The sequence below is a fragment of the Legionellales bacterium genome (genome assembly GCA_026125385.1).
Taxonomy (GTDB): domain Bacteria; phylum Pseudomonadota; class Gammaproteobacteria; order JAHCLG01; family JAHCLG01; genus JAHCLG01.
Window position 1 is genome coordinate 1 of sequence record JAHCLG010000041.1, and the last position, 15,037, is coordinate 15,037.

The 15,037-nt window shown below is 41.5% G+C and carries 15 protein-coding genes; 6 read left to right on the top strand and 9 right to left on the bottom strand.

Features of this window, described 5'->3' with window-relative positions; translation table 11 throughout:
- Window positions 1–1,001 (top strand): sodium:proton antiporter (locus tag KIT27_11380; GenBank protein MCW5590248.1); only part of this gene is annotated, 1,001 nt, incomplete at its 5' end.
- 8 nt (window positions 1,002–1,009) lie between these two features.
- Here KIT27_11380 and KIT27_11385 read toward each other — a convergent pair.
- The 3 genes from KIT27_11385 to KIT27_11395 all read right to left on the bottom strand — a co-directional run bounded on the left by KIT27_11385 (window position 1,010) and on the right by KIT27_11395 (window position 3,518).
- Window positions 1,010–1,897, bottom strand: a complete 888-nt coding sequence (locus KIT27_11385; protein ID MCW5590249.1) for a hypothetical protein — start codon at window positions 1,895–1,897, stop codon at window positions 1,010–1,012.
- 222 nt (window positions 1,898–2,119) lie between these two features.
- Window positions 2,120–2,830, bottom strand: a complete 711-nt coding sequence (locus tag KIT27_11390; GenBank protein ID MCW5590250.1) for a hypothetical protein — start codon at window positions 2,828–2,830, stop codon at window positions 2,120–2,122.
- Window positions 2,817–3,518 (bottom strand): hypothetical protein, encoded by a 702-nt coding sequence (locus tag KIT27_11395; protein MCW5590251.1) that lies wholly within the window; start codon window positions 3,516–3,518, stop codon window positions 2,817–2,819. Before KIT27_11395 ends, KIT27_11390 begins: the two co-directional genes overlap by 14 nt.
- Window positions 3,519–4,019: 501 nt before the next feature.
- Here KIT27_11395 and KIT27_11400 point away from each other — a divergent pair.
- The 5 genes from KIT27_11400 (at window position 4,020) to KIT27_11420 (ending at window position 9,118) form a co-directional block, all read left to right on the top strand.
- Window positions 4,020–5,039: a Glu/Leu/Phe/Val dehydrogenase gene (locus KIT27_11400; protein ID MCW5590252.1), complete on the top strand. Its 1,020-nt coding sequence runs from the start codon at window positions 4,020–4,022 to the stop codon at window positions 5,037–5,039.
- A gap of 15 nt (window positions 5,040–5,054) precedes the next feature.
- Window positions 5,055–6,122 carry a pyruvate dehydrogenase (acetyl-transferring) E1 component subunit alpha gene (gene pdhA, locus KIT27_11405; protein MCW5590253.1) on the top strand — a complete coding sequence of 356 codons (1,068 nt, stop codon included), beginning with the start codon at window positions 5,055–5,057 and terminating at the stop codon, window positions 6,120–6,122.
- 1 nt (window position 6,123) lies between these two features.
- The gene (locus KIT27_11410; GenBank protein ID MCW5590254.1) at window positions 6,124–7,104 is read left to right on the top strand and encodes an alpha-ketoacid dehydrogenase subunit beta; all 981 of its coding nucleotides are present in this window, start codon (window positions 6,124–6,126) and stop codon (window positions 7,102–7,104) included.
- Window positions 7,101–8,276, top strand: coding sequence for a 2-oxo acid dehydrogenase subunit E2 (locus KIT27_11415; GenBank protein ID MCW5590255.1), 1,176 nt, complete (start codon window positions 7,101–7,103; stop codon window positions 8,274–8,276). Before KIT27_11410 ends, KIT27_11415 begins: the two co-directional genes overlap by 4 nt.
- 500 nt (window positions 8,277–8,776) lie before the next feature.
- Window positions 8,777–9,118, top strand: a complete 342-nt coding sequence (locus tag KIT27_11420) for a PRC-barrel domain-containing protein (protein MCW5590256.1) — start codon at window positions 8,777–8,779, stop codon at window positions 9,116–9,118.
- A 106-nt stretch (window positions 9,119–9,224) separates the two neighbouring features.
- Here the strand turns inward: KIT27_11420 and KIT27_11425 are convergent, their stop codons facing one another.
- The 6 genes from KIT27_11425 to dusA form a co-directional block, all read right to left on the bottom strand.
- Window positions 9,225–10,913: a hypothetical protein gene (locus tag KIT27_11425; protein MCW5590257.1), complete on the bottom strand. Its 1,689-nt coding sequence runs from the start codon at window positions 10,911–10,913 to the stop codon at window positions 9,225–9,227.
- Window positions 10,914–10,916: 3 nt separating this feature from the next.
- On the bottom strand, window positions 10,917–11,639 hold the full coding sequence (locus KIT27_11430) for an outer membrane beta-barrel protein (GenBank protein MCW5590258.1): 723 nt from the start codon (window positions 11,637–11,639) through the stop codon (window positions 10,917–10,919).
- A gap of 229 nt (window positions 11,640–11,868) precedes the next feature.
- The gene (locus KIT27_11435) at window positions 11,869–12,510 is read right to left on the bottom strand and encodes a hypothetical protein (GenBank protein MCW5590259.1); all 642 of its coding nucleotides are present in this window, start codon (window positions 12,508–12,510) and stop codon (window positions 11,869–11,871) included.
- Window positions 12,511–12,879: 369 nt separating this feature from the next.
- Window positions 12,880–13,146: a hypothetical protein gene (locus tag KIT27_11440; GenBank protein MCW5590260.1), complete on the bottom strand. Its 267-nt coding sequence runs from the start codon at window positions 13,144–13,146 to the stop codon at window positions 12,880–12,882.
- Window positions 13,143–13,988 carry an isopenicillin N synthase family oxygenase gene (locus tag KIT27_11445; protein MCW5590261.1) on the bottom strand — a complete coding sequence of 282 codons (846 nt, stop codon included), beginning with the start codon at window positions 13,986–13,988 and terminating at the stop codon, window positions 13,143–13,145. The genes KIT27_11440 and KIT27_11445 overlap by 4 nt, the downstream gene beginning before the upstream one ends.
- A complete protein-coding gene (dusA, locus tag KIT27_11450) occupies window positions 13,973–14,953 on the bottom strand; it encodes a tRNA dihydrouridine(20/20a) synthase DusA (protein MCW5590262.1) in 981 nt (326 codons plus the stop codon). Before dusA ends, KIT27_11445 begins: the two co-directional genes overlap by 16 nt.
- Between the last annotated feature and the right edge of the window lie 84 nt (window positions 14,954–15,037).

Consider the following 15,037-nt stretch of genomic DNA (forward strand, 5'->3'; position numbering starts at 1 on the left):
TTTTATTATTCGCTGGTAGTCTTCACATTAATACCGCCGAACTTGCCGAACACAAATACATTATTTTTATGCTTGCAACTGTAGGAGTAATTATTTCAACCTTGGTCACTGGCTTTTTAATTTTTTATCTTTCACGATTATTTAATATCTATTTTCCGCTCATTGATTGTTTAACCTTTGGCGCTTTAATTTCCCCCACCGATCCGATTGCCGTACTCGGCGCCTTAAAAAATGCTAATGCCCCTAAAAAACTTGAAATTAAAATTGCCGGTGAATCGTTATATAACGATGGTATCGGCATTGTATTATTCAGCATTATGTTAACGTTTTATACGGGAAGTTCGACACTTTCTGGCTACAGCATTTTACTGTTATTCATCCAACAATTAGGCGGAGGTTTAGTCTGTGGAATCCTATTAGGTTATGTGACCATCGGCTTTTTAAAAGGCATGAATAATTTGCAAGTGGCGATATTAATCACCTTAAGCTTAGTCAGCGGCGGTTATTTATTGGTGCAACAAATCGGCTGCTCCGGCCCCATTGCCATGGTAACTTCAGGATTAATGGTGGGATCTGCGTTACGCCATGGCTTAATCGCCAAACGTACCGTGCAATTGCTCGATGGCTTTTGGGAAATGATCGATGAAGTATTAACCTCGCTCTTATTCATGTTAATTGGTTTGGAATTAATTCGTTTACAAGTGAGTCACGCGGCGATTTACTCGGCATTGTTTGCCATTCCCATTGTATTACTGGCGAGATTGGTTAGCGTTTATGCGCCGCTGGTGTGGTGGGGAAAATATCAAGAATTTAAACATCGTGCTGTGATGATCATGACCTGGGGAGGATTGCGCGGCGGCATTTCCATTGCGCTTGCGCTATCCCTCCCCGACGGGCCGGTGAAGGATGAGATTATTACGATTACGTATTCGATTGTTGTGTTTTCAATCCTGGTGCAGGGGTTGACAGTGCGGAAGTTGATTGAATCTTCTTTTGGCTAGGGGTATTACTAGTAGTAATACCAGGTGATTCTGGGCTTTGTGTTGTCCGCCCCCCCCCCATTAGAGTTAGATTGCTCCATGATTTTCTCAGGCTCTTTTTCTAATTGATAACCTAACTGCGGCAATTGGACATCCTCTGGGTCTTCTTCAAGATCTGACTTATAAGATGAGTTATCAACTTCTTCTAAGTCAAAAAAACCTGTATTAAATCCACCACCACTACAAGGTTTAGTATTGTCATAGCTGGATTCAGCTTCCGAACCATAAGAAGAAGAATGAGTATCCTTCAAACAAGATAAAATAGATTGAGTATTATTTGGTAAGTCGTTAGAGGAATTTGCATAACCAACCACCTGATGCCCAGTAAGAGATTGATTAGAGTGGGTAGGATGACTATTTTGAAAAACTAATTCAGCTTGTTGGAATTTGGTAAAAAATTGATAATCGGAAGTATTTATTCCATGATGAGATAATTCATATTGCTCATCTTCTGTTAGTGTTGGTGAGGGTGGTGCCTCCGCTACTACGCAAGATTCGGCATTTTTTTTGAATTGACTTTCTGTGTAGCTAGAAAGAGGTGTTCCAAACTTTGAAGCTATAGGAAATAGCTTTGATTTTGAAGAACCATTTCCTGGTTTACGAACAAGCATGGTATGAGAAGAAGGCCTGGATAGGTTAGCATTATGGCTCGTACTATTATGAGGGCACTCACTATCTGTTGATGCGCCCGATTTATTAGTATTTATATCTTCAGAATGAAAATTAAACGATGAATTCGCTGTACTATTGTTAGGAGTAGATAATGGTGTTGCGAGAGACATTGGTGTTGTTGGTAATGCTTGAGAGTTGGATAAATCCTCATCAAATTGAAAGATTTCTTCATGACCACCTAGCATAGTAACCCCTTAAATTAATTTTGAAATTTACTTTTATTTTTTTTGCATGTTTCACTTTCAGTTAATTCAGACTGTGAAATGCTTTTTACGTTTTAACTATACACTCAAAACATGAACTAAATATGACAAAAATTCTACTTATTATTAAATTATGACCTTGCTCTTCATAACTACTAAATTCAATGAATGATTTTCTCTTAAATATATTAAATATTCAATTATTTATCCCAACCGATCCACCACATCACTAAACACCCCATCCACCCCCATCGTAAATAATTGCTGCGCGCGCGCCTTTTCATTCACGGTAAACACGCCGACCTTGAGATGTTCAGCGTGACACGCTTGAATAAGCTTTGGGGTGACAGCATTGGCAGCGATATGGATGGCGCAGGCATTTAATGCTTTAGCGGTTGCGAGCAGATTTTTTTTATCGCGCATGCTTAATAATGCGATGGCAATCTCGGCATCGAATTCACGTAGCAGTGCTAAAGCCTCCCACGAAAAACTGGAGACTATCACGGGGTTTGGTAACGCTGCTTCATAAGTTTGAATAAGGGTTAAGGTATTTTTAACTAAGCTTTCCAAGTCATGCGAGGGTAGTTTAATTTCAACATTCACGCTTAAACGCTGCTCGGCGAGTACTCGTAACATTTCTGCCAGCGTTGGAATGACTTCATCCGAATTGGCAAACGTTATTTTTTGTAACTCGTTAAGCGTGCTGCCAGCGATCGTGGTTTTCAATCCGCATAAACGAATTAAATTCTCATCATGAAATACTACCACGTGATTATCTCGCGTTAATTGCACATCAAGCTCAACCCAGGTGGCGCCCAATTCAGCAGCATAGCGCATGGCCGTGAGAGTATTTTCAATGCAATACGCACTGGCACCGCGATGCGCGAAAACCCGCGGATAATTAATTATTAGCATGCATCACCGACGCTAATTGAATATTCGCCATCATGGTGATTTTGTCGTTAATTGCCAGTGTGGCATCAGCGGCATTATTTTGCGTGGGTGAGACGCGCACTAACTCATTGGTCATGCGGGCCATCGGCATAATTTGCATGGGATTAAAATCAATGGCGTGCAAGGTGAAATGCGCATCGGGATAAATTTTATTTAAACGAGTTAATTCGTCTTGCGCTTGCTGATAAATCGAATTGCGTAATAGACTCCGCACTTTTTCAACTTCCATCAGTGACGGGGAATAATCGATGGCTTGAATGGTAAACGTTTCCCCCGGTTTACTGATTTTTTTTGCGACATCGCGTAAATTCGCTAACGCGTTATTGGGCAACCGTGCTTCAGCACTGATTTGTAAATTTTCCAACCCGGATTGATCTTGATTGCGATAAAAACGCGTAATATGCCACTCACCTTGCGCCGATAATTGCGTTAATTGTTTGAGTAGTTGGGCATGAATTTGTTCCAAACCACCGGTATTTAATGAAGCATTCACCATGACCGTAACTTTTGCCGATTGTGTGCTCGCCCATTGTTCCGCCTTTAATTGAAAACTCACTTGATTTAAAATCGGCTGCGCGGGAGTTGCTGCGAAGGCAAAACAAGAAATAAATAAAAAAGTGAATATCGTTAAACGCATTAGCAATTTCATCGTCAACATCTCCTCGGTTGATGTTTTGGGAATTTTGGCCTGGATCGGAGCGTAGCATGTAGCCTGGAACGTAGCGCAGCCTGTAGCCTGGAACGTAGCGCAGCGAAGATCCAGGATCAAAAAAACTTCGATCGCCACATAACCCAATTCTTAATAAAAAAATCTTAATCTTATTTACGTAAAATTTAAAGATCGAAGTATTTTTTTACTTTGGATCCTGGATCTTCGCTGCGCTACGTTCCAGGCTACGGCTGCGCTACGTTCCACGCTACGGCTTGCGCTACGTTTCAGGCTATGGACTACAGGCTACGCACTGCAACATACCATTTCTTTTATTGGGGATCTATAAAAATATTATGTCAAAGGATTTACAAGTTTTTTAATTCTGTTACTCTGACGCTCAAACTATCTATTGAGAGGATAAAATCCATGGCGGCGTTAGAAGCAAAACCCACTGACATGTTGCTTAGCAACACAGAAAATGGTGATTTGTTTACTTTAATGGAAGAATTTCAATTTGAAGATATTCATTTTAAACGCGATAAAAAAACTGGCTTACACGCCATTGTCGCGATCCACAATACTAAGCTCGGACCTGCCCTTGGGGGTTGTCGGTTTATCGAATATCCTAACACCCTCTCGGCACTCAAAGATGTCATGCGTTTGGCGCAATCGATGAGCTATAAAGCCGCACTCGCGCATTTAAAATTAGGCGGCGGTAAATCCGTTATTTTAAAACCCAAAACCCTCGATAATCGCGAAATATTTTTTGAAACCTTCGGTGAGTTTGTGCAAGAAATCGGGGGACGCTACATTACAGCGATGGATAGCGGCACCACAGAAACCGATATGAATATTATTGCGCGCAAAACCAGTTATGTTGCCAGCAATACTCGACAAGGACACAGCGGTAATCCTGCACCTTTTACCGCAATGGGTTGTTTTTATGGCATGAAAGCCGCACTTGAATATAAATTGAAAAAAACTGATTTTAAAAACATTCATGTGGTCCTGCAAGGTGTTGGACAAGTGGGTATTGCGCTCGCTAAAATTTTACACGAACACGGTGCTAAGCTTACCGTGTGTGATGTTAATCAACAAGCTGTATTAAATTGCGTCCAACAATTTAATGCAACGCCTGTCACACTTGATGAAGCTACCAGCATTGCTTGCGATATTTTCGCGCCCTGCGCCCTCGGCGGCACGATTAACGATCAGACTATCGGAAAAATTAACGCACCGATTATTGCCGGCTGTGCGAATAATCAATTAGAAAAACCCAAGCATGGTAATATTTTATTTGAAAAAGATATTCTTTACGCACCCGATTATTTAATTAATGCCGGTGGATTAATTTATGCGTGCTCTTTATATTATGGTGAAAGTGAAGAAACCATTCGTGCCAATCTCGAAAAAATTTATGATCGTTTATTAGAAGTCTTTGCACGTTCTGAGCGCGATAAGCAAGCAACGCATCTTGTGGTCGATAAAATGGCGAAAGAAATTTTAGGTCTTTCATAACAGGAGTAATATAAAGTGACTCTAACAGCCACTTTTGAAATTCATTATTCAGCGTTTTTAGATGCCAATGGCAAAGTGTTACAAGACTTGCCAGAATTTGCTAAAAACACCGATACCTTAATTCAATTATATCGTTGGATGAAAATCACCCGTCAATTTGATACCAAAGCGGTGGCGTTACAACGCACTGGAAAACTCGGCACCTATGCCTCACCACTGGGGCAAGAAGCGATTGGTGTTGGCATTGGTCATGCTATGCAAAAAGAGGATGTGCTCTGCCCTGCCTATCGTGAATATGCTGCAATGTTTCAACGCGGGGTAAAATTGTCCGACATTTTTTCCTACTGGGGCGGTGATGAACGCGGCAGCGATTTTCAAGATGCGCGCCAAGACATGCCGCTGTGTGTGCCAATTGCCACTCAGTGCTTGCATGCCGCTGGCATTGCCAAAGCGTTTCAATATCGCAAACAACCTCGCGTTTCGGTTTCCGTCATTGGCGATGGCGGTACCTCTCAAGGCGATTTTTACGAAGCCTTAAATGTGGCGGGTATTTGGAATTTACCTACCGTATTTGTGATTAATAATAATCAATGGGCGATTTCCGTGCCAATCACCAAACAAACCGCTACCCAAACTCTCGCTCAAAAAGGCATTGCGGCTGGCATTCACTCTGAGCGAGTCGATGGTAACGATGTGATTGCGGTGACTCACGCCATGAATAATGCGCTAGCACGCGCACGTCAAGGCAAAGGTCCAAGTGTTATTGAAGCGATTACTTATCGCTTATGCGATCACACGACAGCAGACGATGCGTCACGCTATGCCGATAAAGCCATCGCCGATGAAGCCTGGAAAAAAGAACCGATCCTGCGTTTAAAACTCTATTTAACGGCACAAAATGTTTGGGATGAGGCCAAAGAAACGGCACTCGATAATGAAATAAAACAATTAATACAAGACGCCGTGGCAGAATACGAAAGTCGCCCACCCCAACCACCGGAAGCAATGCTCGATTATCTTTATGCCCAATTACCCGACGCACTTGCCGATCAATACGCCGAATTGGTTGCCATAGGAGAATAATATGCCAGAAATTACTTTAGTCGAAGCAGTGACTCAAGCACTGGCTTACGAAATGAAACACGATGAAACCGTAATGGTGCTCGGCGAAGACATTGGCAAAAATGGTGGGGTTTTTCGCGCTACTTTAGGTTTGCTCGATAAATTCGGCCCAGAGCGCGTAATGGATACCCCACTCGCTGAATCGATGATTGCAGGTCTTGCCGTGGGCATGGCGGTGCAAGGTTTGAAACCGGTGGCTGAATTTCAATTCATGGGATTTATTTATCCCGCTTACGATGAAATCATTAATCATGCCGCACGCATGCGTAATCGCACGCGCGGGCGCTTATCGTGTCCTGCGGTATTTCGCGCACCATTTGGCGGTGGCATTCACGCACCCGAACATCATTCAGAAAGTACCGAAGCGATTTTTGCTCACATTCCTGGGGTGCGTGTCGTGATCCCCTCCTCGCCTGCTCGTGCTTATGGATTATTGTTAGCCGCCATTCGCGATCCGGATCCAGTCATTTTTTTAGAGCCAAAGCGTATTTATCGTCTCGTTAAACAAAATGTTCCCGATGATGGAAAAGCACTACCCCTAGACACGTGTTTTGTGTTACGCGAAGGCAGTGACGTCACGTTAGTTTCTTGGGGAGCGCAATTAACCGAAACTTTAAAAGCCGCAGAATTATTACACCAGCACGGTATCAGTGCAGAAGTAATTGATGTGGCGACGGTAAAACCAATTGATATGGAAACTATTTTAAATTCCGTCACTAAAACTGGACGCTGCGTGATCGTGCACGAAGCGGCGAAAACAGGTGGAATTGGCGCGGAAATTGCCGCAAATATTGCCGAACACGCCTTGTTGGATTTACAAGCGCCCATCCAACGCGTGACGGGATACGATACCCCAATGCCTTATTTTAAAAATGAAAAATATTATATTCCCAATGAACAACGCATTATCAATGCCGTTAACAAAGTCATGGAGTTTGCATGAAAATTTTTAATTTACCCGATTTAGGCGAAGGTTTACCCGATGCGGAAATTCACCAATGGTTTATCAAAGAAGGCGACACGGTAGAACTCGATCAACCAATTGCTGCCATGGAAACTGCCAAAGCGGTGGTAGAAGTGCCCTCACCTCGTGCGGGTACCATTCAAAAACTTTACGGTAAAGTGGGCGATATTATTAAAACGGGACATCCGTTGCTTGAATTTACCGTAGACGATGGCATCGCGGATACCAGTCATAGTCATCATACGGTGAAAGAAGATTCTGGCACGGTAGTCGGGAATATTAAAGTTGCGAATGAAGTGATTAACGAAAATCCCATGGGCATTATACCCAAATCTTCAACCACCGATAGCATTCAAGCTATTCCCGCCGTGCGAGCGCTGGCTAAAAGTTTAAATGTGGATTTAACTACGATTACTGGTACAGGCCCCAATGGACGCATTACCGCAAATGATGTGAAATTAGCAAAATCTCAGCCTAAACTTGCAGAGGCAAATCAAGCTCGTACTACCAGCATTCCAGGTGCTGAACCATTACGTGGCGTGCGCCGTGCGATGGCGCTTGCCATGACCCAATCTCATCAAACGATTGTCCCAGTCACCATTATCGACGATGCCGATATTCATGCGTGGACGCCAAAAACCGATATTACTCTCCGAATTATTCGGGCTGTAATTGTTGCGGTAAAAGCACAACCCGAGCTCAATGCCTGGTTTGATAATGCTCAATTAGCGCGCAAACTTCATAGCCAAATTGATTTAGGTATTGCTATGGATTCGCCAGAAGGTTTATTTGTGCCGGTATTAAAAAATGTGGGGCAAATGGATTTATCGACTCAACGCGCCACGATCAATCGCTTTAAGCAACAAGTGTCCGATCGTTCTATTCCTGCCAATGAATTACAAGGTGCTACCATCATGCTATCGAATTTTGGATCGATTGCCGGACGCTATGCCAATCCAGTGATCGCACCACCCTGTGTTGCCATTATTGGCTGTGGCAAAATTCGCGAAGAAGTGGTTGCTCACCAAGGTGAAAGCGCTATCCATAAAATTCTACCGCTTTCCATTACGGTGGATCATCGCGCCATCACTGGCGGCGAAGCCACTCGTTTTTTAAAAGCGATGATGGATGATTTGCAATTATCGGCTTAATCTTAGGAGTTGATAATGTCTGATGAATTGCGTTGGCAACAACGGTTACAAAACTTCAATCAGACCTACGCCACCTTTATGCGGATCATTGACCATTTCGACAATAATAAAATTTTGATCTTATTGCATTAAATATGATCGATAATCCCAAATTATTAAAACATATTCACCAGCATGGGGTTATTGTTTATGAGCGAAACATTTAGTGCGGTTGATAATTAGCCCAAGTGAATATTAATTAATCGATTTTAACTGCGCCAACCACACCCATTTGCGACTGCACTCATAGTATGTTATTATTTTTTTAGATTAAATAAAAATTGAATTTTTATTTAATGATCCTGTTAAAAACACATTTTTAATGGTCAATTATTTTCAATTATTAACTATACCATTAACTTATTTCGACTTTTTTTAAAAAATTTCACATTCGACCTAAGTATTTATCGTATTAAATTAATTTTCCATTAAAAATACATTTTCATACAAGGAGACTTATCATGAGTGAACTCAGTCACAATCTCGTTAAAACCGATCAAGTCATTGGCGTTAAAGTCATTAATCAAGAAGATAATAATTTAGGAAAAATTGAAGAATTAGTGTTAAATAAATACGAGGGTAATGTTGAATATGCAGTATTATCCTTCGGCGGAATTATGGGAATTGGCGATAAATTATTCCCACTGCCCTGGAAAAGTTTATCTTATGAGCCAGATAAAAATGCCTTTGTGATTAATGAAAGCAAAGAACGCTTAAAAAATGCGCCAGGCTTTGATAAAGCTCATTGGCCAGATTTAACCAGTCAAACGTTTACGAATCAAATTAACACGTTTTATATTTAATTTAGAATATCGTAAACTATTTTTTACAAGTGAATATTAAGCGCTGCTGTCGAGTTTTCAATACCTAATAAACTAACTCAGCACAGCGCTTAACATTTCTAATTATTTACCCTGCCGGACAAAACGTAATCGTATAATTCACCACATTCACTTTCGATGAATTTAATTTCGCACAACTAAAGGTAGAACTCGCATCATCATAAGGATAGGTATACGCCGTGGGGCACGCTTTTTTCAGAAATTCAATTTTTGGTTGTGACAGCGTTTGCCACACCGTATTTTGAGCCAAACATTGATTGGTAATTGGAGCCGCTGGCACCGTAATCCCCGCAACCGTATTCCAATTCACGCAACCACAGCACGTATTCACCGCGCCATTACTGTAACACGAATTTTTCAACTCACCACTACTACATCCATAAAGCACATTAGCTTTTAAACCATTTTGCACGACGGTGGTGCAATTAAACGGCGCTGTGGCATTGTTTTCATCTAAAGCACACACGGAATCGGCTGTCCAATATCCTAGCGGTATTCCACATTTTTTAGCAAATTTGGCACCCGAAGCGCCCGCCGGATTATAACTTAAACCACACTCTTCTCCGCCTGCCGCACAGCCCCCTCCAGGTAAACAATTGGCCGCACCCGCATCGTAGCGTACCCATACATAATCATTCGACGGTGGTGTGAATGTCCAATTACACGCACCCAAGGGTGATTGCGCGGTATTATCGCCAGGATTGCCACAGGTATAAGGGGCACTTGCCCCACCCCACAGTGTGGTATCCGTCGGCGCCATTTTTACGGGCACATTAAATCCATTAATAATGGTCACATCATAAGTATCTTGCGCGACGTTACCACTCACCGTAGATTGTGAATTGCTTTCACCTAATAACGTAAATTCTGCCGCAGTAACCGGCTGCTGAAATCCTTTGCCTAACTCACAACCACTATTCGTTCCTGGAGTGGATGCGCCACAATCGGCGGTTTCACATACCCCATTCACACAATGAGTGCGCGCGGCAATTCCACCACTCCATTGCACGGCGATACCATTATCATAAACAGGAAAAGTCACCGTGGTCGTTCCGGTATTCGCCGCGAGCGTATAATTATTTCCAGTCGGTGCCGGATTTTCCCAAAAACAATGATTAACCGTCGGTGAAATCGCGATACATTTTGAACCAGGATAACAATCACTATTAGCCGCGCAACTGTAGCTATCGCCCGCAATCGCCGCCGTGATACTTTCTACGGCACTCGAGGCAATGCCAAAATTAACGGGATACGTGCATTTATTATTAAATGTAAACGTTCGCGCATTTAAAGCAACCGCCGCACCAGTTGCAAAGGATAAGGTGAATGAATTAGAAGTAAACTGGGTGTTACGTGCACCATAATCAAATGAAAACGTATAATTTAAATGAGCAAGCGTAGGAGCTACACCAGCTTGATTGCCAGTTGCTAAAAAATTGACGTGAATATTACATACGCCTTGTGGGCCGCTGGCTGGGATCACATTATTGCAATCGTTCGTATAAGTAATATTGGATAATGGGTTGGGGGTGGGTGCAGGTGTTGTTGTTAAGTTTAATGAAAAATTAGAAATTGGCACCGCTGCACTGGTTTGATTCACCACATAAAATAATAGCGAATAGGCTTTTTGATTTGCTCCAAAGCTAATCACTTGTTTGGTGGGTTGAATACCTAAATAAATTACCGGAGCTGCAAAAACAGAGTTGCAGAATATAATTAAGCTTAAAATCATCATTTTTAAAAAATTAAATTTCATTATTTACACCTGAAAAAGTAAGTTTAAAAATACACTGTGGATATAAAAACGTGATGTGATCGGTTCTAGCAGTTGAATATTATTATTGGCAACAGTTGAAGTACGGATATGTCCAAAATCGGTAAATTGATAGCGTATTCCCGCAGAAAGCGCGCGATACAGTGGGTAGCGTAAGCCTACATTAAGAGAATAAACAAACGAATAGTGAGTACGTTTGAATAAATCGATGTCGCCACTATTAATTCCTTCTTGATAATTTGGAACTTCGTTATAAGCGGTAGTCACTCGCGCTAATCCCGCCTCAATACCGAGCCAAGGGATCATTTTATTTAAAATAGAATTAAAATCGTATTGATAACCTAACATTAAGCGATAGGTTTTAGTTTTAAAATGATAAAAATAATTATTAAATTGAGGATTACCAAATTGATACACTGTCCCATTTTGAGCACGATTGAGTTGATACAGGGTTAATTGATAATGTGAATGATTTTTAGCAGGAGTGTGATAATCAATGCCGACACCCCATGACAAATTCGCATTATATTTTTTACCGGCTTGCGTATCTCTCTCACCGAATGGCAATGTTATATCACCAACGGCTAAGGCGCTTTGACTCAGACCCAATAAAATATTCCAATGAAGGGGGCTTGCCTGCGCAAAAGCCGTTACACTCATAAGAATACTTTGCATAATAAAACCCACCATCCACTGGTATTTTTGCATATTGTGACAATCCTTAGGGCGTGTTGACAATTCGCTATGCTGAGACGTAGCTTGTTGATTTTTGAGCACCGCAGCGCAGTTTACACGAAGTAAATGAGCAGCGGAGCACAAAAAATCAACGAGATACGGCCAGCAGAGTAAAATTGTCAACACGCCCTACAATGAAGATACTCTTCGTTAATAAGAACAAAGAGTATCTTAACAGTCAATTATCGAAAATGCGACTGATTTATCCACCACTCGGCTGCAGACTTAATTGGGGAGTGGAAGTTGTCGCTAAAGCGGCGATATTATTTTCAGTGTGTGTTGCACGGCGAGGGGGAGCATAAAATCCTGAAGAATTTCTTCCAGGGTTAACACTTATTCTCGGCATGGTTGTAGACGTCGTGTTATCCACTGCTGAGTGATTTTCGAGATTAATCGATCCTACCAAGGTATCACGGTGAATTTTTCGCGGAAATTTTAGCGCCTCACACAAACCACTAATGCCTAGGCTTTGTATTTTATCAAAAATAATTTGATTATGCTGAACCCAATCAAAATCATTTTCAGGCAGTGTTTTTACCTCAAAAAATAATAATGCACCTAATGCCAGCGCTGCGATAAGTTGATTATTATGCAACTTAGCCGCTTCAGTATCGTTAATTAGCATGTCGCGATTACACGGCAAACTGATTTCATACAGCCTGGTGGCTAACGTTAAACGCTCCTCATCATTTTTAGTTCGACAAAAAATTGGCATCGCAGTATCAGGTGAGTCCTTTCTCAAATAATGAATAAGCTGATATAATTTTGTCCCAGCAAAAGTGGCAAGGCTTACACCCAATAATGCCCAGCCAACTGGATTTGTTAAAGCAGCGGCAGAGCTCATCGCTAACACCGCAATTCCCGTACCAGTAGTTACCGCACCTTCAACTATTTCTAGCCCTTTTTGATAAGCACTTCGTTTTGTTTGGTCATTGTTTTAAGGTTGATATCCTCTGCATTATTTTGGAAACGGCGCGCTAATTCAGTTGAAGGGTTTATTATTGTATCCATGATATATCTCCACTAATGTTTTCATTTTTAAACATAGTTGAGACGGAAAAATATGCCAGGAACTTTTCATTTATTTTTTTATTGCTCTGTCATAATATTTTAAGAAATGTGGTCTATCGTCCTTGGTTAATATCAAGAAAAATGACTATTTAAATAGCCAAGCACTGCTGTTGCGAGGTGGGTTTACTTCAACAAAACTCTGTCACCCTTCCGTGCTAACGATTTTTTGCTTATGCAAAATATGGAAAATGCCATAGAGACTAATTGAAATCCAAGAAATTTCAATTACCACGGAAGGAAAATTCCAAGCGAAAAATAGTGAAAATAAAATTAAAAGTGATCCACCTAAATTCCAGCAGGGATAAGCCAGTTGAGTGGCTTTTATTCGCTCTGTTTGCACTAAAAAATAACTGACTAAAATGATCACCACACCTATCATGCCAATAATCTGAGAGAATAAATACATCATGATTTGATGAGTCCAAGTTCTTTTAAACGCTCGAGACGATATTGGGTGGCGGTTTTATTTTCGGCTAATAATACGTCATCGCGCGCATGCAAAAATAGCGGCATCGAAAAACGCGAACGTTTCGCGGCCTCGCCCTGTGGATTGATCACACGATGAGTGGTGGAACGATAATAATACTCAGTTGCTAATTGCAACATGTCACCGGCATTCACCGCAATCATCCCGTGATCACACGGCACTGTGTGCCACTGGCCTTCAGCATCTTTTACTTCTAAGCCCGTTTCAGTAGCAGCTAATAATAGAGTAATTAAATTAATATCTTCATGCGCAGCAGCACGCACTGCCCCTTCGGGTACATTATCGGGTAATGGTGGATAATGTAAAATTCGAAATAACGTACGCGGATTATTTTTTACCATGTCACTTAATGGCATTGATAATTTTTGACGAATTTCATCAGGCGTATTTTTTTCGATCCAATCTAATAATTCAATCGCCAAATTATTTAACCGTTGATACATCTCTAAGGTTTCTTCGCGCAAAAAATCGGGCATTTGCCCCCAGGGATAGGCATGAAAGAATTCTTTTAAATCACGTACGTTATAACCTTTTGCCGTTTCTGAGTGTTCAAACGGAAAAAAGCCATCTTGCGTTTCAGGATTAAAACGATATTGATATTTATCGTCAGAATTAAAAAAAGTTTCCCATAATTGATATAAGCGATCGACCGATGCTTTATCAATCAGATGATTTTTTAATACAGCAAATCCGGTGTGTTTAATAGAATGCGTAAATTCCGATGCAGCATTTTTAGATTGATAATCGACTACAGCGACTTCCATAAATTAACTTCTCCCATGAGCTGATGAAATAAATGTGGATTGGATTTTGCACCGGGGGCTTGTTCACTGATCAAACGACGCCAATGTTTAGCGCCCGACTCGCCTTTATATAAACCAATTAACGGTCTGAGTAAATGTTTTAAATAGACGTTTTCTTGGCATTGTTGCTCGACATACGGTAAATAGGCTTTAAGCACTTGTTCGCGCGTTAATACGTTGGTTTGAAATAATTGTTGTTCACACAACGCTAAAAAATAGGGATCATCACGTACAATTCTGCCTAACATCACGCCATTTAACTGCGTTAAATGTTCGGTAATTGGAGATAGATTTTCAATACCACCATTGCCAATAAAGGTTAAATGCGGAAAATCTCGCGCGAGTTGATAAACAATTTCATAGCGCAAAGGTGGAATGGTGCGATTTTCTTTGGGGCTTAATCCTTTAAGCCACGCTTTACGCGCGTGCAAAATAAAAATAGTGCAGCCCGCATTGGCGATACGTTCAATAAAGGTATATAAATGATCGCGGGTATCGTGATCATCAACACCGATACGGGTTTTTACTGTGATGGGCACGCTCACGGTTTCGCGCATGGCTTGCACGCACTCGGCAACCAGGCTCGGTTCTTTAAATAAGCACGCCCCTATTTTCCCCGCTTGTACGCGATCACTGGGACAACCGACATTTAAATTGATTTCATCGTAGTTGGCCTCAACGGCAAATTGCGCGCAACGCGCGAGATCGTCTGGATTAGAGCCACCTAGTTGCAATGCAATGGGATGTTCTTTGGGATCAAAACGTAAAAAACGTTCTCGATCGCCATGAATTAACGCACCGGTTGTCACCATTTCCGTATAAAGCAAGGCATTGGGCGATAGCAACCGCAGAAAATAGCGGCAATGACGATGAGTGACATCCATCATGGGAGCCACGGATAAAACATGAGGTGAGGAAGTTAACATGCGAGCTAAGTTAAAATAAAAAGTTGCCGAATTGTACCTGGTAAAGCGTACAATTACCAGAATCTAAACCTGGAACAGAGCGCA